The following is a 21,793-nucleotide window of genomic DNA, read 5'->3' as shown; positions in this document are numbered from 1 at the left end:
GTTCCGAATTGTGTAAAAAACACATTTTTAGAATGATGTTTTTTCTTTTTTGGATTAGTCAAAACAATAAAAACTAGATAACATACAATTATTTTACAATAAGATAATATCTTTTTTCCAGTTGTTAATTAAATATTTTTATAAAAAAAACTATCAAATATGAATAATTGAAGATTGATTTGTTTTAAAAATTTATCTTTTTAACAAATTTCTTGTTGATTTTGTGTTTGAAATAACAATTAACAAAAAGACCATTATTTTGAAAAAAAACTACTTTATTGCTGCAGTTTTTCTGCTTCAATGCTGCATTTCCTTTGGGCAGAACCAGAATCCAATTGGTTGTGGAACTCAATTATCTCAAAAGGAAGAGACCGCATTTGTGAAATCGCTTTCTAAAATTAAAACCTGGAAAAAAGGAAATACAAAGAAAGCTGCTACTGTTCCTTATATTATTCCGGTCGTGTTTCACATTCTGGCCGACGGAACGAATATTAATAATGTTTTTACCAAAGAGCAGATGAAATGCCGAATCGACGATGCGCTGCTAACGGTGAACAAGGATTTTAATGGTTTGTTTCCGGGGTATGCTATGACCGATCCTCGTTTTGACGCTGTTAAAAGTAAACTGAACATTCAGTTTGTCTTGGCGACTGTAGATCCGGAGGGCAATCCTTTAGAAATTCCGGGTTTAGACTGGCATCCCGAGGCACACGTTGCAGACGGCTATGATGCTAAAATTTATGACTACATCTGGTACGGTAAAAACAGCAGATATTATCTGGATGTTTTGGTGGTTGATGAACCCAATACAGGACAGGGACCTACCGGTTCAGGGCATGCATTTTTACCCATTCAGGATGCGATACCACGCGTGGCTTTCAATCACAGGTACATTGGGAGTACCTGCGGATCACATGCAAGTGCTACTTTTGCAAAGGTAATGACACATGAGTTTGGTCATTATTTTGGATTAAAACACACTTTTCAGGACGATTGTGATCCGGTAAACGACGGGATGGCAGATACTCCTCCTACGAAAGTTGCTGAAGGCTGTACCAGAAATGTGCTAAACAGCTGTGGAGTTTATGCCAATGCCGAAAATCACATGGATTACAATACGGAATGTCAGAATATGTATACCCGCGATCAGACCAATGCAATGACCTATTGGCTGGAAGACAAAACGGTTGCCAAATATCCAAGAGGGGTATTATGGGACCCGGCTAATCTTAGTGCAGTAGGAGTTATTGAAAGCAATCCGACGGCTAATTTTAGCAGCAGTACAACCGCTATTTGTTCCGGAAAAGCAATAGCTTTTAAAGACGTTTCTTTAGGATTGCCTAATTCAAGAGTCTGGACATTTGAAGGAGGAACTCCGGCAACCTCTACAGATCAAAATCCGACGGTGACATATAACACATCAGGAAAGTATAAAGTAACTTTGAAAGTAACCAACTCGTTGGGAACAAATACGAAAGAAGTAGTCAATTATATCGAAGTAGATCAAAAATCAAATGCAAATTATACGGAAAGTTTTACAGGTGCTTTTCCTCCGAGAGGATGGGAAGTGACAAATCCGGACAAAGGTCTTGGCTGGGAAAAGCGAAAAGGAGTGGGGCATAATGACAGTTCGTGTATGATTATGAACAATGCTGATAATTCGGTATTGGGAGCTTTGGATTATATCAGATTGCCTTATTTCGATTTTACCGCAGGACAAAACAGCCAAATGTATTTTGACGTGGCATATACCAAGTTTGATGATGTAAGCCCTGATGTTTTAAAAGTACAGGTCTCGACAGATTGCGGACAGACCTGGAATGATGTTTATTCGAAAACGCACACGATTTTACAAACCACAGCAGTTCCTACCGCTCAGGCCAATAATTGGATACCGGTTACAGATGCCAATTGGCGAAAAGAAGTAGTCGATCTTACTGCTTATATCGGCAACAACAATGTTTCGATTCGTTTTGTAAACGTATCGGGCTATGGAACGCGAATTTGGATTGATAATGTAAATGTTGCGGTTACACAGGCTGCTACTCCGGTTTCTGATTTTGCATCCGGCATGAGAGATACGCGTTGTACAAGTCTTACGGCTCCATTTGTAGATGTTTCAACAGGAAATCCAACGTCCTGGAACTGGTCGTTTCCTGGAGGAACGCCGTCAAGTTCTACAGATCAGAACCCAACAGTAATCTATGAGGTACCGGGATCTTATGCCGTAACACTGGCTACTAAAAATGCCAATGGTAGCGGAACAATAACGACTAAAAACAATTTTATAACGATTGTTGATCCTTATAAAACTTCTTTTACCGAAGGCTTTGAAGGTTCTTTTCCACCAACAGACTGGGAAATTATTAATCCGGACAACAAATTAACCTGGGAACAACGCATTGGAGTAGGGCGTAACTCCTCCTCTTGTATGGTTATGAATAATGCCGACAACGATAAGGTGGGTGAGGTAGATGAAATTATTCTGAGACCAGCTGATTTATCAGTTGGAGTAACCGATTTTTCATTCGATGTTGCCTATGCTAAATTTGATGCAGTGAGTCCGGATGCTCTGGAAATTCTTGTTTCAAAAGATTGCGGACTGACCTGGGAAAGCATTTATAAAAAAACGCATATGGAACTGGAAACATTTGAAAGCGCCGATGCCAACAATTGGATTCCGTCTTTAGACTCGCACTGGAGAACTGAGAGAGTTACTTTGTCCAGATTTAAAGGAGAACCGAACGTTTTATTTAAATTCAAAAATACTTCTGGATTTGGCGCAAGAATATGGATTGACAATTTGAAATTTAATTTTGATAGCAAAGAAACTCCATTCTCAGAATTTGTTTTGAAGAGCGATAAATTGTGTAGTGATCTTCCAATTGCATTCAAAGATAATTCAACAGGAGAACCTACGGCGTGGGTATGGTCATTTCCGGGAGGTACACCGTCTTCTTCAACAAGCAAAGAACCTACCGTGGTTTATGATAGCCCGGGAACTTATAATGTAACTTTAACAGCTTCTAATGCTTATGGAGCAGGAACTGTGATGACAAAAAACGGTGTGGTGGTCGTAAAAAGTAAAAACAGCCTTCCGTTTTTAGAAAATTTTGAAGGAAATTTTCCTGTTCAGGATTGGCAAGTCATTAATCCGGGTGAAGATGCTATTACATGGGAAAAACGTTCGGATGTTGGTAAAGGAGACTTATCCTGTCTGGTAATCAATAATGCTGACAACCCGGCAGCTAAGGTCGACGAACTTGTTTTAAAAGCAGTTGATCTTTCTTCTGCTGCAACACCTTATTTGTATTTTGATCTGGCTTATACTCAATATTTAAGCGTATATGACCCTGAACCGGCACCCGATAAGATTGATATTCTCGTATCTTCAGATTGTGGTGTGACGTGGACGAATGTGTATTCTAAAAATCAAATACAGCTACAGACTGTTTCACCTCCAATTCAGGACGATCCTGCAACCACTACAACAAACGAAACAAACGATTGGACTCCAACCAAAGATTCTGACTGGAGAGCCGAAAAGATCGATTTAGGTATTGTAAAGCAACAGAAAAATGTTTTAATTAAATTTAAAAGCACTTCAGGTTTTGGAACCAGAATCTGGTTTGATAATTTAAAAGTAGACAACGGTCCTAATTTGGCGGTAACGAAACCAAGAGAAATAAACAACCTGAAAGGAGTTCAGGTTTATCCAAATCCGTCTGCTAATGTTTTTCATGTAGTAACGCCATCATCGGCGGATAGTTATACCGTTACAGTGCATAGTGCAGAAGGAAAAATGATTCATGCCGAAACTTTTTCCGGAGGGAATAGCACAGAAAAAACAATTAATTTATCGGGGAAAACAAGAGGGGTATATTTTCTTAATGTAACTTCTTCAGCGAAGAAAACTTTCACCCAGAAAATCATAAAGCAGTAATTTAGGCTGTTATAAAAAGAGAGAGACTGTTTCCGTTGGGATACAGTCTCTTTTTTATTTAATGATTTATCAGAAAATTGACCCTCCCCAAAAAAAGGATCAAATTTTGAAATTAAACGATATCCACAACAATTTTTCCAACAGAAGAACTATCACTAACCGCTTTATGAGCGTCCATAGCAGTATCTAAAGTAAAGTTTCTGGGATCAATAAGAGGTTTTAATTTCCCTTCTTCTATAAATTTGGCAGCTTCTTTTAAAATATCTCCATGATGTTTTCTGCCCTCACCGCTAATCATTGGGTGTAAAACAAAAACACCATGTAAACTTGCAGATCGAAGTGATCCCGTCGCCAATGCATGCGTTCCAAAAGCATAGCAACTGGCAATCTGACCATAATGACGGATAGCAGTAAAAGAATCATCCAAAGATTGACCTCCAACCGTATCGTAAATAATGTCAAAACCTTTTCCGCCTGTAAATTGTTTTACATAATCTTCAACTTTTGCTGTCTTATAATCAATTGGAGTTGCTCCATATGATTCAACGATGGCGGCTTTTTGAGGAGAAACAGTCGCATAAACATCAGCACCAAAAATGCGGGCCAACTGTACGACCATATGTCCAACACCTCCGGCTCCGGCATGAACCAAAACCTGATCGCCTTTTTTTACTTTTGCCCTGTCAATTAGACCCTCCCAGGCTGTTAGCAATACAAGCGGAACGGCTGCAGCCTCTTTCATACTTAAATTCTTTGGTTTTATGGCCAGTAAATCGGCATCAACAGCAGTGTATTCTGCTAATGTTCCCTGAAGTCCCAAAACACCTCCGGCGAGCCCGTAAACTTCATCACCAACTTTAAAATCGGTAACGTTTTTTCCAACTGCTTCAACAACACCGGCAAGATCAGTTCCTAATATCGCTGGTAAAACAGGCGATGCATAAGGTGAAACCCCAATACGAATTTTGTTATCGATAGGATTAACACCACTTGCGTGAATTTTGATTAAAACCTCTCCTTCTTTTGGAGTCGGTTTTTCTATTTCAGTACTTACAAAATCAGATTCGTAAGTAGTCGTTAAAAGTGCTCTCATTGCTAACTTTGATTATAATATTTGTGCTGTTTTGTAAACCTGAATGGGCGAGGAGATTAAACCTTCACTTTGTTTAATAAAATCCTGCAGATACTGTTGATTGTTGTGAATATCAAGGCCTGGCTGGTCTTTCCATTCTTCCCAAATAATAAAAATATTTTCGCTGTGATGCAAATCATATCGAATACAAGCCTCTTCTTTTCTGGTTTCAGTAACCAAATGGTTTAACATGTTTTTGATTTGAGCTGTATTTTCCGGTTTACTTTTTAAAATAGCAGTAATTGAAATCATAATCATATAGTTTTAAAGATTTGTTTTAAATGGTTGGTATAGTTTTGTTTAAAGATACCAATATTTTCTTCAGTTGCTCCCTTTTCTACATCATGAAAATGAAAACCATCCAGTTTTTCCATTCCTACAAATTGATTCATTTTATGGAAACCAAACATAACCCCTTCGTCTACAGTAGTTTCTTCAAAAAATTCTCCCGGAAGTGTGAAAGCCGTTGCTGGAGCATTCCAGCTAGTGGTAAGCATGTATTTTCGTCCATGTAAAAGTCCGCCTGTGCCATAATTAACATCGGGATTCGTTCTTGTTCTGCCATCATTTTTGTAAATTCCTTTCTCATGACCCTCAGTAAAAACATCGTCAATATATTTCTTAAAAAGATTAGGCACGTGAAACCACCAGATTGGCGTATGATAAATCACTAAATCAGCCCATACGAATTTTTCGACTTCCTTTTCAAGATCGATTTCATCCTGAATATGAGTTGTTCTCACCTCATATTTATCGCTGGTCGTTAAATATTCTATAGTCCAGTCCGTAATGGTTTGATTGAATTTTCCACCTGAATGAGCAAAGTTTTGCCCGCCGTTGATAATAAAAATTTTCTTCATTTTGTGAATGTTCTTGTAAATTTTGTTTGCGTATAAATTATTGTAATAGATTAAGGCATGATTTTTTTAACGTTTCAAAAAAGACGTTAAAGAATTATTTGGCAAAATTATACCATGTTTAATGATATAGAATGGTATATATTTGTGTTTTTTAGGTATATTTGCAACGGTAATAAATAATAGGCAGTATGAAAAAAGAAAATTTATATGAACCGTTCAATGTTTCTTTTGAGACTTTAGAGGAATATCCGGATGTAGGAGATCGTCATAACTTTTTTGAATTGGTTTATGTTTTGAAAGGAACGGGCTTGCAGTGTATTAATAAAAATGTTTTTGAATACGATGCGGGACATTTGTTTTTGCTTACACCTGAAGACTGTCATAATTTTACCATTGAGACCAAAACAAATTTTTTCTTTTTGAGATTTAATGATATTTACCTGAAAAATTCAAGTCTTCAAAATGAAAACATTCAGCGTTTAGAGTATATTCTACAAAACGCAAATCATCAACCGGGCTGTATTTTAAAAAATGTTGCCGATAAATGCCTTGTAAAAGTTATGGTGGAGGCTATTATTCGGGAGTATGAAGATAAGGATGTTTATAATAAAGAATTGATTCAGCAATTGGTCAACACCCTAATTATCGTGGTAGCAAGAAATATCGCAAAGTACCTGCCGGAACAGGTAAATATTGGCTGTGAGGCAAAAGCAATGGATATTTTACAATACATTCAAAACAATATTTATTATCCTGAGAAAATCAAAGCAGAATCGATTAGTGACTTTTTTGGAATTTCAAGTACCTATTTAGGACGTTATTTCAAGAAGCATGCAAATGAAACCATGCAGCAGTACATCAGTAATTATAAAACAAAATTGATTGAACATCGTTTGCAATTCAGTGATAAACGAATCAATGAAATAGCTTATGAATTTGGTTTTACAGATGAAAGTCATTTTAATAAATTCTTTAAGAAACAAAAAGGAAATAGTCCTTCCGAGTTTAGAAAAACAATCAGGATCAGTGCTTAAACACGGATTACACTAATTTTTTGCCACAGATTAGATGGATTAGAAAGATTTTAATTCGTGTTAATTCGTGAAATTAGTGTTTGGTCTAAGATGTTTTAAATCTGGAATCAAAATTCATTCGGGTAGTGCTGACAACCTTAATTTTCTTACTGTCCGGATGAGCGGGATTTATGAGGTAATTGAATTCCTGCGGTACAATACAGCTAGGAACTTTTAAAATAGCAGCTTCATTGTAATCAATAAAATCGTCGCCAATGGTTTGTGTTATCAGGATTGGTGGTTTGGAATTCCAGTCTTCCGGTAAGTCTTCCAGACGAACTTCCTGAATGGTGATTTCATCCGGGATTTCGATTTCGACATAAAACCGATCCAGAGGCAAATCTTCACTTAAATCTAAATGAACAGATACTTCAAGTGTGGCGAGCGCTCTGCTTTCAGCTGTGTAAACCATACGGGTGTTGAGGCTGTTCCATCGGAAACCTTCAGACATCGAGGCTCCGATTCCTGCTAAAGTAGTGGACAGGTATTTTTCTCTTTCGATTCTAAAAACCTTCATTAAGCTAAGTTTCCGTACTCTAATCGGTTTAAGCTAAATTTTACCTCGTTAATTCCTGTTACAGTGTCCAGCATGTTTTCAGGAGTACTTCCGCCAATAGATAAATTAGGCTTTTTAAGCCACCTTTGAAATTTTTCTTCTTCATTATTGAAAACTTCCAGGCCGTAATCGATCAGTTCATTGATTAAAATAACCAATTCACTGTCTCTGCTGTCTAAAAGTAAATGCTCGCTTTTTTTCTTGTTGTAAGTGGTTTGAGGAATTCCCACAATTGCCAGCATAGATTTTACAGGGTTGTTTAATCGCCTGCTGATGACTTCAATTGAATCATAAGGAATACCGGATCGGATGACCCCAACACGTTCCATTTTGTTGCTCCAGCTGTATTCTTTCCCATCAGAACTTAGAGTTGATCTTTTAATAGAAATTACTTTCCCGGAAGCATTTCGAATGCTTCTCTTAGTATCAAAAGGTTCTGTATTTTGTTTTATCTTTTCCATGATACAACTATTTTGTTATAAAGATACAACAATTCTGTTGTTTATGTCAAAGTTTGGAAAAAAAAATATTTTCGATTTACAAGGATAGAGTTAAATGATCTTCTTAATTACACGCAATTTGTGAGTGTGTTTGTTTGTTTCGGGATTGTAGATTCCTAAGTGATCCAAACGATCAATGCGAACTTTACCGCTGGCGTGAATGATGTAATTATTGTCCATAATAATACCAACATGTGTGATATTTCCTTCGTCGTTATCAAAAAAGGCTAAGTCGCCGGCTTCGCTTTCTTCGATAAAACTCAAGGGTTCTCCGTCAAGAGCCTGTTGTGAGGCGTCACGATGAATTTTATAGCCGTTTAACTTGTAAACCATTTGAGTGAAACCCGAACAGTCAATTCCAAAAGGAGTTTTACCTCCCCAAAGGTAAGGTGCGTTCAGATACATAAAAGCAGTACTTATGATAGCACTCTTAGGCTTGATGCCGCTGGTTTTGGTGCCTTCAAAATCAAAATTTGAGATATTGATTTCACTGTTATTTAAAAAAGACAAAGAAGCGCCAAGGGGAATTGGCAGTAACAAATTATTTGAAGAAGTGATGTAGTCAATCAAGTCGGCATTTAGGATAATAGCTTCACTGCTTAATTGATTGAAATTTGCTTCAGAGATAATCTGGTATTGTTTTGAATCTACCCAGCCTTCATAGTCGTCGTATTGAATTCTTATTCGGGCCCATTGATTTTGACGTTCCAAAATCTCGATATGTTCACCAAACAAAAGTTGAGTAACGATTTCACTTCTGTCACTTGGCTCAGCTCTTACGGGTACTATGGCTAGATTGCAAATTCCGAACATTTAGGGTAGTTTATAAGTTAAAAATTAGGAGTTATCTGGAAAACAAATAACTCCTAACAGAATAGTATTTAGGCTCTCTCGATAACAATTGCCGAAGCACCGCCACCGCCGTTGCAAATTGCTGCAGCTCCGGTTTTAGCATTGTTTTGTTCTAAAACACTTAGTAAAGTTACGATGATTCTTGCTCCTGAGCATCCTAGAGGATGTCCTAATGAAACAGCTCCACCATTTACGTTTACTTTGTCGTTATCAAGACTAAGGATTTTTGAATTGGCTAATCCAACTACCGCGAATGCTTCGTTGAATTCGAAATAATCAACATCACTTATTGAAATTCCTGCTTTGTTTAAGGCTTTTGGTAATGCTCTTGCCGGGCTTGTTGTAAACCATTTTGGCTCCTGAGCAGCATCTGCATAACCTTTAATGTAAGCAAGAGGTTTTAATCCTAAGGAAGTTGCTTTTTCTTCAGACATTAGAATCAAAGCAGCGGCTCCGTCGTTTATCGTAGAAGCATTAGCAGCAGTAACCGTTCCGTCTTTAGTAAAAACAGCTCCTAGTGTAGGGATCTTCTCCAGTTTTACATTGGTGTATTCCTCGTCTTTTGAAACGATGACAGGTTCACCACGTCTTTGTGGAACCTCTACAGGAACAATTTCATTATCAAATTTTCCGGCATTCCAGGCTTTTGCACTTCTTTCATAAGATTGAATAGCAAAATTATCCTGTTCTTCACGGCTGATGTTGTATTCAGACGCACATAAATCAGCGCAAACTCCCATTGCGTTGTTATCGTAAGCATCTGTCAAACCATCTTTCTGCATTCCGTCAAGCATAGAAGCCGGACCAAATTTAGTTCCGTTACGCATTTGTACATAATGTGGAATCAAGCTCATGTTCTCCATTCCTCCGGCTACTACGATTTCAGCATCACCACAAGCGATAGCCTGTGCGGCGAACATAACAGCTTTCATTCCTGAAGAACAAACTTTGTTTACGGTTGTAGCGATAACTTCTTCAGATAAACCGGCAAAAAGCGCAGCCTGACGTGCTGGTCCTTGACCAACTCCGGCCTGTACCACATTACCCATAAATACTTCATCAACTAATTTTGGGTCAAGGTTAATTTTTTGAAGTGCGCCTTTTATTGCGGCAGCACCTAACTTAGGGGCAGGTACAGTAGATAAACCTCCCATGAAACTTCCGATAGGCGTTCTAACGGCAGAAACGATAACAACTCTTTTGTTCATTTTCTGTTAATATTAGTTAATCAAGCAAATTTACTCTTTATTTAAATAAATTCAAATTTTGTGTCAATTCGATTGAATTTTAAATTTAATGTGAATTTTTAGTTAATTCTATTTATTTGATTGTGAAGCGTTTTGAAAAAAAGATTAAAAAAACTTAAAAAAAAGCTCCGAAATAGTTGTGAGATATGGAATGTTGTCTTACATTTGCAACCGCAAAACAGAACACGTTTCTTGAGCTTGGAGAGGTGCCAGAGCGGTAATGGAGCAGATTGCTAATCTGTCGACGGGTAACCGTCGCCAGGGTTCGAGTCCCTGTCTCTCCGCTTAGATTTTGCCTCGGGGTGTAGCGTAGCCCGGTTATCGCGCCTGCTTTGGGAGCAGGAGGCCGCAGGTTCGAATCCTGCCACCCCGACAAGAACTTTGTCGGAAGTTTAATGAAAATGGACGCATAGCTCAGCTGGATAGAGCACCTGCCTTCTAAGCAGGCGGTCGAAGGTTCGAATCCTTCTGCGTTCACAAAAAGCCACTCCAATCGAGTGGCTTTTTTGTTTTGTAATAAATTGAGATTTGGCTGCAAGCGCAGTTGGATAGGTATCCTAATTTTTATCGGGACGGTCGAAGGTTTGAATCTTTCTGTGTTCACGAAAAGCGACCCAATTGAGTGACTTTTTTTATGATGTGTTAGATTGGTTTTTTTCTTGATCTGCATCGGATTAAGGGGGAATCTAAAAATGATGAAACTTTTCATTATCAAAGGAGCGTTGATGGTTTGCAAATAACAGGTTGAATTAGAGAGAATGAATGTATAGTCATTTCTGATAAAGCAATTAGTAATGACCTGCAGGGTAATGTGGGACAAGCATTATTTTTAGTAATAAAATAAATTATGAATAAAAGACAAATTCTTGCGGCTATTTATGTTTGTTTTATACCTGGTTTGACTCTATTAGTGGGGGCATTTTATCTTTTTCAACAGAAATTAAATTTTATTGAAAAGGCAAGTATTGCTTACGGTACAGTTATCGAGTCGATACCTCTTGCTGGCAATAAGAATGGATCGCTTTATTATCCTCATGTTTCATTTATTACGAAATCAGGTAAGCCAATAGATTTCACTTCTAATGTGGGGTCTTCTCTTCCGACTTACATTGCAGGAAGTCCCGTTAAGGTTTTGTATGATCCAACTAATCCGAATAAAGCGGAGATTGACGGGATTTACGCTTATATTGTAGACCCAATGCTTTTGGGTAGTTTTGGCGTATTTTTCCTTTTAATGGGTTTTGGTGTTATTTTAAACGAGTATCAAAAAAGTAGGAAAACGGACTGATATTGAGTTTTCAAGCCTTTAACTTTTAAATTTACATAATATTAAAAGCAGAATAATAGCGACTCAGAAGTAATGAGCCGGATTTTTATGGATTCCGGAATTTTACCGGGTTACTGGTATTAAAATGCTTTAGAATCTTCTTAGGTGCAGTGATGACTTCTTTACGAATAGAATCAAACCATTCTACTTCTTTAATGAGCTCAGCACAGCATTCATTTTTGGAATTAAAAAAGCAACTTTTAATATTGATTTTGTCATTTATTAAGCAATATTTCATCTCAACAAAAAAATGTTCCGTAAACATTAGGTTTTTATAACAGACCAGTGCATATTTCCTTTCTTGTAAATCGAGTTGTAAAGAATTTAGTCTTTCTCTTGAAAATCCATTTTGGAATAAAAAACGGTATAGTAATCGTAGTGTATAGGAGTTGTATGCGGCCTTCTCCATGACCATGAGATCGTTTACATCCTCACCTGTAACAATATAATTTTTGCAGATCATTTGAAATTTTTTAGGTTAATAGAAGAAGAGGCCAGCTAAGTATGAAACTGACCTCTAACCAATAGTCATGTTTAATAATCTTTTAAAGCAAAAAGTTATTAGGCTGGTTAATGTTGAATTGGGAAATTCTACTCACTAGTTAAGCCTGATCTTTTAAAATGGATTATTTAACTAACAGAAAATTGTAACTAATCTTAATTTTGTCAGCAATTTTCTTTCTGACAAGACTTGGTATTTCGATATCAAAATCTTCAGGTTTGACTTCAAATGAACCTATGGTACTAAAACCGTTGGCTGCCTTGGATATTTTGACGTTTACTATAATAGGTTTTGTTTTTCCATGAATGGTAAGATCGCCTTTTAGAGTGAAATTTTTAGGGGTATTGGTAATTTTAGAAATATCAAAATCTTCTAATTTGCCTTTTAAAGTTGCTTTTGAAAACTTTTCAGACTCCATATAATTTTCGTTGAAATGTTCCTCCATTAAAGCAACCTTAAAACGGAAACCTTTTATCAGAGCCAGAGCTGCGAAATCTCCTGTAGATTGATCCAGAATTGCAGACACGCTTTTATTTTCAGCAGCAACTTCTTCATAGGAAGGCACAGTCGCCTGAAATTTTATAGTACCTGTTTTTGTGATTACTTTTTGTGCATGTCCATTGGTATGTATCAAAATGAGTAAGAGCACTGCAAAGAAATTAAGAAACGATTTTTTCATAATAATTAGTTTTCTTTTAGTCCGTCTGTATTCCATTTCACAATCAAATCGATATTGGCCTGAGACATTCTTCCTGCCTGAGGCATAATTCCTTGCTGACCATTTTGTAGTTGAATTCGGTTTAGTAAACCGGCACCTTCAGTGGCTGTTTTTACCTCGGCATAAGTGGTCAATGGTCTGAAACCTGCGGATCTTCCGCTTTGATGACAGCCTACACAATTGGCGTCAATAATTGCTTTTACATTTTTAGAATAACTAATTGCAGTGGTTGGTGTTTCGGGTCCCGGAGTAGGATTGTCTGTAACCGGAGGAGTTTCTATATCTTTGTAAGTATCAGAATCACTGCAGCTTGTAAGTGTTAGTACAGCTGTTAGAATTGTAAATGCTAATGTTTTTTTCATGGTTTGCTTGTTTGTAGTTATTAAAATACTCTGTATAAGTTAAATCCGAAAAAGAAATCTCCTTTCCCCCAGTTTCCGGCGGCATTGGTAAGGTATCCGCTTTCGCTCATAGCTTGCGAATTGGTGAAAATTAATTGAAATACATGCCCTCCGGTTTCGACATCAAGACCAACAGACAGTGGGTTTTCATAAAAATTAGGTTTATTAAAGTTGTGCATGTATTCTAAATTGACAGATAATCTTTTGGTAATTTTATAACGTCCGCCACCGCCAAAAGAAAATTGGTTGTCTCTTTCTAAGTCCGGATTGTAAAGATTTCTATGCACAAATGAGGGTACTAGTTCTAATGATAGTTTTTCATTGACTTTTCTGGATATTAGTAATTGTTGTACAAAAGTTATGCGATGCTTAAATTCTAAACCAGGATATTGATCTTTTTCCAGAAATGTATTGATATCCGCAACACTGTAACCAACAATGTCTACGGGAAAGCTATTACTTTGTCTCATTATTCGGTATTTTGCTCCTGTTTCATACAGTTTGTTTAAGGTATGTCGGGACAGGCTTACGGATAGCCAGTCTGTAACGCCATAAATACCGCCAAGTTTTGTAGTGGCATTATCAAGGCCAAAAAAACTGTCAAAACCATCTTTAACACTGCCAAAACGATGAGAGACTACAAAATAGAATTCTTTTTTTGCAGGCATTTTTGTGGTTTGTAAGGTGACCAGTTGTAAGGCTTTAAAAGTTGCTGTGGGAAAGTTTTCCTGTACCTGAGTAGAGTCAAGGCTGCTTAGTAAATCATCTTGCGAATAAGCTATAGTAGCCAGGAAAAAGCAGATTGGGACTAAAATTTTTTTCATAAATGGATGAATTGATTTATTGATTAATGGTGCACTGGTCTAGTTTGACTTCTTGAAATAATTCATCAAAACCAATGCATTTGCCTTTAATGGTTACTTTGTTGTTCAATAATTTGTCTTTTGTTTTTTTGGTAAACAAGCAAAAAATGTTGTTTTCAAGTATCACAACAGAATCAGTTTCTTTGGTTACTTTGCCGGTTATTTCTATCGTTTTATTGAGATATAATGAATCTGCTTTTTCTGTATTTGAGTTATAATCATCAAGCAATTTTGTTGTTGTTATGCTAAACTCAGGTATTTCAGATTCTATATTGCGTGCTTCCTTAAAGAGAAAACCGTAATAAAAATAGAGGCCTGTCGAAATCAATACTAACGAGGCTGCAATTGCAAGTGCGATTCTTTTTCTGTTCATTTTTTATTCTTTTTTTGATAGGGTTCAATAGTAAAACAGCTTTAATGCGGATTACCCTACTTTAAAAGTGATATTTTTTAAAAAAAGTACGAGATTTAGTAAGATTCTGTTGTTAATAGAATGAGGATGAGGTTTTAAGGTCTGGGGTCTTTAGTTGTTGTAAGGTTGGAGAAAAGATGAAAATTCAAGTTAGCCCAACTGAAAGTAGAACTAACTTGAATAATTGTAGGCTAAGAGAATGTATAAATGAATTGGAGAGAAATATTATGCTCTTTAGATTGCCGGTGGCGAATCTTTTACGGGTACTGGCCAAACGGCAGGACTCGGAAAACTAATTCCTTTATTGGCACCTCTTACGTTGGCATCTTGTCCAAAATAATACAAAGGCCAGCCATTGTAAACCAATTGAGATTTACCAAATACCGTAATTACAGAAAATTTAGATTTGTCAAGAGTAGAAGGAACAACTATTTTGTCTGTTTCATAGATAGGCCAAACGGCATTGTTTGAAAAATCTGCTTTTGTAAAATTGTTTTTCTTGAAATTATCATTCTTAAAAGTATACAGTGTTAGTCCTTTTGCATCTGTAAAGTAGGTTGTCAGACCATCGCCGACAGTGTAATCAGATTTGTAGTTTTTTCCGTCATGTCCAAGAAGCTGACTTCTGACTAACATAATCGAATAGTCTGGTTTTGCTATAAACCAAACACCGCCAACACCATCTCCTGTTGTTTGTCCGGCAGTTTCCGGTGTATTAGTTCCGTTTATACTTGGCGCATAATAATACAATGGCCATCCTTTGTAGGTCAGCTGTTTTTTACCTGATATGGTAGTTATGGTAGTAAAATCAGTGAGTGTTAATCCGCTACTTAATTTTTCAGCAGTTAAATTATCTACATAAAATGGAGGCCAAACAGCTTCGCATCCGCCTGTACATGAGGCTTGACCCTTTGCATCTGTTGCGAAAAAATATAAAGATTTTCCATCTTTATCAGAAAGATAAGAGCCTAATGTGGTACTTGTTGAAAGTGCAATTTCTTTTTTTGCTTCCGGAGTAACGGTAGTGTTATCCTTGTCATTGCTACAGCCGGCAAGAAATAGGATGGCTACAAGAGCAGTAAAAGCTAGTTTAAATGGTTTTGATTTCATGGTTTTTTAATTTAGGTTATATGAAATGGGAAATATGCTTTACCTATTTAGTAAAGTGTTTTATTATAATGTCTAGATATCAGCAAGAGGTACTTGCTTTTGATCGGTAATTCGTGCGATGAATTCGAGGTCTATGAACTATCATAGAAAAAATACACTAAATGGTATTGGATGAAGTTGTTTACTAAAGTCACTTTTTATTTGGATAAGATTCAATAGTAAAACAGCTTTGATAAAGGTTACCCTACCAAAGAATTGTTGTTTTATTAAAAAAAGAAAAGTAATTTTAGGTAAACCTTGTGGAATAAGGCTAAAATGAAACTCTAAAACTCATGTTTGGAGTTCTTTGCAGCGAGAAAGTTTCAACTTCTTCTATAGAATTGGTTAAAGAACTTACTCTATAATATTCACTGATTTCATTTTTTCTGTTTAGGATATTCAAAATAGACAAACCAAGTTTGTATTGAATTCCATTTGCGGTTTCCCACTTGTAAGTAGAGGAAATGTTGACTTGTGAAAAAATATGTACATTAGTATTGTTTGGTTTGTTGTACACCAATTCAGGATCTGAGAGATTAATTTGCGAAAAATCAGGCGAGGTTTTTGGTCTGCCGGAAGACCATTTTGTGCCCAGGGCTATTTTGAAATTGTTCTTTTCATAAATTCCTGCCCACGACACCGTATGCATTACCTCAAAATTGTTGGGAAAACTTGGAGGTTCAAAATTAGAGAAATAGTAATTATTATGGTTGTAGGTATAGCTCAACCAGGTTAGAAAGTGGTTCATTTTTTTCTGAATCAACATTTCTGTTCCCAGGACTTCGTAGTCGCCAGTCATTCGGACAAATTCTAATTGGTTTTGAAAGCCCTGACTGGATGTTATGATTCCGGATACTTTTTTATAAAAATTTTCTATATCCAGCAGCCAGTTGTTCTTTTTGTAAAATAAGTTTAAAGATATTTGTTTGCTCCTTTGAATGGGAATGGTTGTATTATTGGACACGATCCAGCGCCTTTTTTCAATGCCGAAATAATCTTTCTGTAAATCAATAATTTGCTGTGAATTTTGGCTTTTTAACTCAGCCAGCAATTCTAAATTTAAACTTTTGTTGATGCCGTAATTAAATTGAACGCGAGGTTCGATATTGTATTTTCTAAATTTTTCAATATAATTAATACGGGTGCCTGCTTTAAAATAGATTCGAGAAAGTGTGTCGTTGTATTTTCCTTCTAAGATTAGAGCATGAGTTTTTAATACATCTTTTACTTTACGATAAAAATCAGGATTAGTTACTTGTTCTAAATTAGTAATACCAATTTCATTAAATTGGTAGCCATCGCTTAAACTAAATTTAGAGCTGACAATATGGTGGTTTTCCATATTAATTCCATTATTATTAACCGTATTCTCCTGAATCACGATTTGATCTCCAAAAGTAGTTTTTTGGTTGGCCAAAAGTTCATAAGCCGAATTGTAAACATTAATTTTGGTTGTATTAAAGTTGTTCCAGTTTCTGTTCCATGACAAATTTCCACCATAATTTTGTTGACGCAAAACATTGTTTTCCGATTTATTTATGTCGTATACGGTGGCGCTTTGAAAAACTTCCAGGTTATCTTTAATCGTGATTAAATCGAGTATAATTTGATCTTTAGTGCCTATTTTTCGTGCATATTTTAAGGTAGCATCATAAAAGTCAAATTTTTTATCACTGCGATAATTTATATTTTGTTTTTCTGAAAAGTCGGTGATGGTAGTGTTTTGAAATACTTTATTAAAATATTCCTTATAGGTTGGGGTTTCTATAAAATCGGTAATCGATTTACGTGCTGAAATTTCGATAGAACTCTTTTTGCAAAGATTGTACTTGGCGTAAATATCAGCGTTTATCATATTGATTCCGGCACTAAAAGTATTCTTTTCAGATGTTTCAGGAGTAGAAGAAATGGCTACTACGCTAGATACGCTCTCACCGTAAAATGCAGAGCTCCCATTTTTGTAAATGGAAATGGTATGTGCCAAATTGGGATTAAAAACAGATATTAAACCAAAAAAATGTCCGGTTTGGAACATCCGTATTCCATTCCATAAAAATAAATTCTGATCGTGAGTGCCACCGCGTACGTTGATGCTGGAAACACTTTCATCAAGACTGTTGACACCAGGAATTTGTTGCATGGTTTGCAAAGCATCAGGTTCTATAAGTCCCGGTAGAATACCAAATTTCTTAGGTTTAATTTCAAAAGATCCATCCGGGCTTTTTGAAATCCCTGAAGCCAAAATAGCATTGGCTTTAATTTCCTGAAGCTCCGTTATTTCAGACTCTAATGTTATTTGCAGGCAAGTTTTGGAAGAGGAATTATTAACTACAATTTTTTTGGTGATAAAGCCAACATGACTGATCAGAAGGGTGCTTTTACTGTCTTTTCTAAACTCAAAATAGCCATTGGAATTGGTTGTGACTTGAGTTTTGTTGAGCAGATTAACATTAGCGTTTTCAATAGGTTTTTTATAGTCATTAGAGAAAACATAACCACAGATCATTTGTGATTCACTATCATTTTTATAAATATTAATGAATTGGTTTTCAATGTTTTCAAATGACAGATTGGTTTTTTCTGTAAGATATTGTAGCTTCTGATCTAAAGTAAGTGATTTTTTAGGTGGAGATATTTGTAGATTGGTAATATTATCTTCTGTATAATTAAAACTTACATTATGTTGTTTTTCAATTGCTGCTATAATTTTTTTAAAAGGCACAGCTTTCCCCTTATCTTGAGAGCAAACATTCAGGACAAGAAAAAATATAAAAAACAAAAAATGAAACCGTTTGGGGAATGACATTTATTTCTCGTCAAATATTATCTTATTTTTGGAGACTTTTTTGGCCTCTAAATGATAGGTTGTACTAATAATTTGTATCGCTGTATTTAAATCTTTAGCTGGTAATTTTCCGGTAAATAGGGAGGTGGTATCTTTTGTGTTTAGTTCGATTGTAATGTTATATTGTCTTTCAACTTCGTCCAGTATCGTTCTAATGTTTTCTTGGTAGAAATATATTTGATTGTCAATCCATTCGGGTTTTAACGAGTTTATAGTGGTGTTTACCTGTTTGCCATTTTCAAAATTAACGCTTTGTCCGTGAGTTAACACAATTTGAGTGTTTGCGTAATTCACTCTTACACGTCCTTCATAACAAACGACATCAAACTTGTTTTTTCTCACCTTAACATTAAATTGAGTTCCTAAAACGGATACTTTTCCCAGGCTGGTCTGTACTTCAAAACGTTGGCCTTTGGCAACCTTAAAATAAGCCTCTCCCTTTAATTCAAGGTGCCTGTTGTTGGTCCAATTCCATTTTTTGTAACTTATTTCAGAACCTGAGTTTAGGACCACTTCAGAATTATCAGGTAAGGAAAACGTGGTTTTCTCTCCAAAATTTGCGATTTGAGTCTGAGGAACCAAAAGTTTCATAACAAACGTAATTCCGAGTACCAACACAAAGACCGCGGCAGCTCGAAAGATCCAGTTTTTGTATAATGGAATTGCTTTTGGAGTTACCGTTTTCTGATTCAGTATGTTAGATAACATGGCATTTTCATCCAAATCATCTACTTCTAAGTGAGCAGTATAATTCTTTATTTTTTGGTATTTTTCAAAATCGGGACTTGCTTCAAATTCAGCTAATTCATCCTGAGATAAATCATTGTTAAGCCATTTTGCTAATAAGCGATTTTTTTTCATTATACTGGTATTATGTTGTTAAAACAATTGAATCTAAATTTACCCTACTTCTATAAATCAATTTCTTTGCGTAAACTTAGTAAAGCAAGATGTATGCGTTTTTCAACTGCCTTTACGCTAATATCTAACGCTATGGCAATTTCACTGTATTTTTTTCCGTCAATTCGATGCATCAGAAAAGCGATACGTTGTTTTTCGTTTAAATTTTCAATGGCTTTCAAGAGTTTGGCTTGAAATTGTTTCTCCTCCAGAATATATTCCGGATTTTCATTTGTTTTATCTAATCCGGTGAAGTTTTTCTCATACCTCAAAGCAACTTTTTGATGTGCAATTGCATTGAGACTACTGTTATTTGCAATAGTATAAAGATATGATTTTGCTTTTTCCAAAGGTACAGAAGCACAGTTTTGCCAAAGTTTTACAAATGCCTCCTGGGCTAAATCTTCCGCCTGATTGAGATTGCCAAATTTGTAAAAAAGAAAATTACGAAGTGCTTTTACCTGACTTTTAAAAAAAGTCGAAAAGATTATTTCGTCGCAAGTATTGGATTGGTCTTTTTGTGGCATTTCGTTTTTCAGTTGTTACCTTGCAAAAGTATTTGTTTTTGGTTTAAGTAGGGTAAAAGCAAAGCTGATTGTTTTTATATAAATAGGAAGTGTTGTCTTTGGTTGATAATTAATGTTTTGTAGAATCAAACGAAAGACCTTGATGAGGATTTATTAAAAAACAGTTTCTTTAATTTTGTTACCTTTGTAAAAATATAAATATGTTCCCTTTAAAAAAATATTTATCAATAGTGGCTTTCTTGCTTTTGCTTTCTTGTCAGAGCGAAACAGATGAGAAAGACGATACGGCACAAGGAACAGTCACAAATGTTTCGCCGCTTACTACTTATCTGCAAAGGGTTGCAATGGTTCAAACCGTGCAGGATAATGTAATCGACGGATCTAGTTATTGTACTATCAGGCTGCCGTATACCGTTACGGTTAACAATGCAAAAATTGCTATAAACTCCACTGCCGATTATAAAAAAGTTACAGACAATATAAATGCAAATGCATACGATGATGATATTGTAAAAATTGATTTTCCTGTAATGATGGTGTATTATAATTATATTGAAAAAAATATTCCGACTGAATCTGACTTTAAAGCTTTAATTGACTACTGGAATCTTTATCCAGATTTGTTGTCTAAAATTAATGGACTAAAGATCAACTATCCTATAACGATTAATATTTATAACAGTGCGAATCAAATTGCAAGCTCTGTTTCGATTGTTAGTGATCAGGCTTTCTTTAATTTTATAAAAAATTTGAATAGCAGTCAGTATATTTCATTAAAATATCCAATTTCGATAGCAGATTATAATAATCAGACAAAGTCAATCTCTAATAATTTAGAGTTTGAAAATGCAATAAAATATGCGATTGACAATTGTCCTGAAAATAATATTGTAACACTTGATTTTACGCAAACTATAACAAAGGGGACTTGGGAGATACCTTATTTTTTTGATGACTCAGAAAAGACGTCTACTTATATAGGTTATTCTCTTGTTTTTAAAAGTGACAAATCTGTAGTGGCTACAAAAGGAGCGACCTCACAAACTGGTCAATGGGAAAGTACTTTGCAGAATGGGGTTAGAGAAGTTAAAATAGAGTTTAATTCAGAACCGCTAAGTAAATTGAATCGAAGCTGGAAGTTGTTTGAGTTTAATAATTCTCAAATTCGATTACGTGATATCAGTACTACTACGGATTATCTTTATTTGCAAAAACAATGATACTTTAAGAACGATGTTTTCGTGTCAACCAGATCATCGCATATACTCGTATTGCAAAGAAGTTATTGATAGTTTAAATTAATACCTACTTATATTATAGTAACAACTCGAAAGGTTTTGAAAACCTGTCGGGTTTGTTTTTTACTACCTATATATAAGGAGTGATTCTGTTCAGCTAAGCGAAAATGCAAGAAAAGTAGTTTCTGTCCGGCTGAGCGAAGTCGAAGCTTGGTATTTGAGATTCTATACTATATATAAGAGTAGTTTTTTTGTCCAGCTGAGCGAAGTCGAAGCTTTGTCCCGCTATCCGCTTCAATCTTTTGCTTTTTAAAGGAAAAATCAAAAGGATTTCCACTCCTATCGGGGCTAGGGGGATTGAATTGAAATTGAAGAAAGAAGCAAACCCGACAGGTTTTTAGAACCTGTCGGGTTTAATTTTTATAGGAGCAGAAAAAAGATGGTTTGTAAAAAACGCCAAACCAGTCAGTTAAGAAAAAGATTAAAAATAAGTTTAGAAAAAGCTTGTAAAAGCGGATAAAGTGACTACTTTTGCACCCGCAACAGCGATAAACGTTCACCGAAATACTGACAAGCGAAGGAATTAAAACGGAAAGAAATTTTCAAAAAAAGATTTCAAAAAGCTTGCGAGTAAAGAAAGAAAGTTTTAAGTTTGCACCCCGCAAAACAAGGGAAGTTCATTGAAAGATTGGTAAGGAGGGAAGTTAAAAACGAAAAGAAATTTTCTAAAAAAAAACTTCAAAAAACT

19 protein-coding genes and 3 tRNA genes are annotated in these 21,793 nt (G+C 35.7%); 7 read left to right on the top strand and 15 right to left on the bottom strand.

Going from position 1 to position 21,793, the window contains the following annotated elements; all coding sequences use genetic code 11:
* The first annotated feature begins 259 nt into the window (after positions 1-259).
* A complete protein-coding gene (locus tag B0A80_RS18170) occupies positions 260-3,943 on the top strand; it encodes a PKD domain-containing protein (RefSeq protein WP_124020587.1) in 3,684 nt (1,227 codons plus the stop codon).
* 112 nt (positions 3,944-4,055) lie between these two features.
* Here B0A80_RS18170 and B0A80_RS18165 read toward each other — a convergent pair whose 3' ends face one another.
* Genes B0A80_RS18165 through B0A80_RS18155 form a run of 3 tightly spaced genes read right to left on the bottom strand, consistent with a single transcriptional unit; the run spans position 4,056 to position 5,935 of the window.
* Entirely contained in the window at positions 4,056-5,036 is a 981-nt protein-coding gene (locus B0A80_RS18165) for a zinc-dependent alcohol dehydrogenase family protein (RefSeq protein WP_089078217.1), read from the bottom strand.
* 12 nt (positions 5,037-5,048) lie between these two features.
* A complete protein-coding gene (locus B0A80_RS18160; protein ID WP_017495969.1) occupies positions 5,049-5,327 on the bottom strand; it encodes a putative quinol monooxygenase in 279 nt (92 codons plus the stop codon).
* 2 nt (positions 5,328-5,329) lie between these two features.
* Entirely contained in the window at positions 5,330-5,935 is a 606-nt protein-coding gene (locus tag B0A80_RS18155; protein ID WP_089078216.1) for an NAD(P)H-dependent oxidoreductase, read from the bottom strand.
* A 188-nt stretch (positions 5,936-6,123) separates the two neighbouring features.
* On the opposite strand from B0A80_RS18155, the gene B0A80_RS18150 reads away from it, so the two are divergent.
* Complete coding sequence (locus B0A80_RS18150; RefSeq protein WP_089078215.1) at positions 6,124-6,969, top strand: AraC family transcriptional regulator; 846 nt, start codon at positions 6,124-6,126, stop codon at positions 6,967-6,969.
* A gap of 85 nt (positions 6,970-7,054) precedes the next feature.
* Here B0A80_RS18150 and B0A80_RS18145 read toward each other — a convergent pair whose 3' ends face one another.
* The 4 genes from B0A80_RS18145 to B0A80_RS18130 all read right to left on the bottom strand — a co-directional run bounded on the left by B0A80_RS18145 (position 7,055) and on the right by B0A80_RS18130 (position 10,124).
* A complete protein-coding gene (locus B0A80_RS18145; protein ID WP_070907169.1) occupies positions 7,055-7,525 on the bottom strand; it encodes an RES family NAD+ phosphorylase in 471 nt (156 codons plus the stop codon).
* Positions 7,525-8,025 carry a type II RES/Xre toxin-antitoxin system antitoxin gene (gene parS, locus B0A80_RS18140; RefSeq protein WP_017495965.1) on the bottom strand — a complete coding sequence of 167 codons (501 nt, stop codon included), beginning with the start codon at positions 8,023-8,025 and terminating at the stop codon, positions 7,525-7,527. Before parS ends, B0A80_RS18145 begins: the two co-directional genes overlap by 1 nt.
* Positions 8,026-8,115: 90 nt before the next feature.
* Positions 8,116-8,877 carry a C40 family peptidase gene (locus B0A80_RS18135; RefSeq protein ID WP_017495963.1) on the bottom strand — a complete coding sequence of 254 codons (762 nt, stop codon included), beginning with the start codon at positions 8,875-8,877 and terminating at the stop codon, positions 8,116-8,118.
* Positions 8,878-8,945: 68 nt separating this feature from the next.
* Positions 8,946-10,124, bottom strand: coding sequence for an acetyl-CoA C-acyltransferase (locus tag B0A80_RS18130; protein ID WP_089078214.1), 1,179 nt, complete (start codon positions 10,122-10,124; stop codon positions 8,946-8,948).
* A gap of 239 nt (positions 10,125-10,363) precedes the next feature.
* On the opposite strand from B0A80_RS18130, the gene B0A80_RS18125 reads away from it, so the two are divergent.
* The 4 genes from B0A80_RS18125 to B0A80_RS18110 all read left to right on the top strand — a co-directional run bounded on the left by B0A80_RS18125 (position 10,364) and on the right by B0A80_RS18110 (position 11,451).
* Positions 10,364-10,447: transfer RNA gene (locus tag B0A80_RS18125), tRNA-Ser, on the top strand.
* Between the two features lie 14 nt (positions 10,448-10,461).
* Positions 10,462-10,536 (top strand) — tRNA-Pro (locus B0A80_RS18120).
* Between the two features lie 30 nt (positions 10,537-10,566).
* Positions 10,567-10,640: transfer RNA gene (locus tag B0A80_RS18115), tRNA-Arg, on the top strand.
* Positions 10,641-11,010: 370 nt separating this feature from the next.
* Complete coding sequence (locus B0A80_RS18110; RefSeq protein ID WP_089078213.1) at positions 11,011-11,451, top strand: DUF3592 domain-containing protein; 441 nt, start codon at positions 11,011-11,013, stop codon at positions 11,449-11,451.
* Between the two features lie 665 nt (positions 11,452-12,116).
* Here B0A80_RS18110 and B0A80_RS18100 read toward each other — a convergent pair.
* The 8 genes from B0A80_RS18100 to B0A80_RS18065 form a co-directional block, all read right to left on the bottom strand.
* Entirely contained in the window at positions 12,117-12,671 is a 555-nt protein-coding gene (locus B0A80_RS18100) for a YceI family protein (protein ID WP_026109932.1), read from the bottom strand.
* Positions 12,672-12,676: 5 nt separating this feature from the next.
* Positions 12,677-13,072: a c-type cytochrome gene (locus tag B0A80_RS18095; protein WP_089078211.1), complete on the bottom strand. Its 396-nt coding sequence runs from the start codon at positions 13,070-13,072 to the stop codon at positions 12,677-12,679.
* Positions 13,073-13,092: 20 nt separating this feature from the next.
* Positions 13,093-13,935: a DUF5777 family beta-barrel protein gene (locus tag B0A80_RS18090; protein WP_089078210.1), complete on the bottom strand. Its 843-nt coding sequence runs from the start codon at positions 13,933-13,935 to the stop codon at positions 13,093-13,095.
* Positions 13,936-13,951: 16 nt separating this feature from the next.
* Positions 13,952-14,347 carry an OB-fold protein gene (locus B0A80_RS18085; protein WP_089078209.1) on the bottom strand — a complete coding sequence of 132 codons (396 nt, stop codon included), beginning with the start codon at positions 14,345-14,347 and terminating at the stop codon, positions 13,952-13,954.
* 273 nt (positions 14,348-14,620) lie between these two features.
* Positions 14,621-15,496: a COG4315 family predicted lipoprotein gene (locus B0A80_RS18080; protein ID WP_089078208.1), complete on the bottom strand. Its 876-nt coding sequence runs from the start codon at positions 15,494-15,496 to the stop codon at positions 14,621-14,623.
* A gap of 310 nt (positions 15,497-15,806) precedes the next feature.
* A complete protein-coding gene (locus tag B0A80_RS18075) occupies positions 15,807-18,257 on the bottom strand; it encodes a TonB-dependent receptor (RefSeq protein ID WP_233430773.1) in 2,451 nt (816 codons plus the stop codon).
* Positions 18,258-18,341: 84 nt separating this feature from the next.
* The gene (locus B0A80_RS18070) at positions 18,342-19,241 is read right to left on the bottom strand and encodes a FecR family protein (protein WP_089078206.1); all 900 of its coding nucleotides are present in this window, start codon (positions 19,239-19,241) and stop codon (positions 18,342-18,344) included.
* Positions 19,242-19,291: 50 nt separating this feature from the next.
* A complete protein-coding gene (locus B0A80_RS18065; RefSeq protein WP_089078205.1) occupies positions 19,292-19,807 on the bottom strand; it encodes an RNA polymerase sigma factor in 516 nt (171 codons plus the stop codon).
* Positions 19,808-20,007: 200 nt separating this feature from the next.
* On the opposite strand from B0A80_RS18065, the gene B0A80_RS18060 reads away from it, so the two are divergent.
* Positions 20,008-21,027, top strand: coding sequence for a hypothetical protein (locus tag B0A80_RS18060; protein ID WP_089078204.1), 1,020 nt, complete (start codon positions 20,008-20,010; stop codon positions 21,025-21,027).
* The last annotated feature ends 766 nt before the right edge of the window (positions 21,028-21,793 follow it).

The sequence above is a fragment of the Flavobacterium tructae genome, assembly GCF_002217475.1.
GTDB lineage: Bacteria > Bacteroidota > Bacteroidia > Flavobacteriales > Flavobacteriaceae > Flavobacterium > Flavobacterium tructae.
Note: the sequence above shows the minus strand (reverse complement) of the source record. Positions and strands in the feature narration are given on the sequence as shown.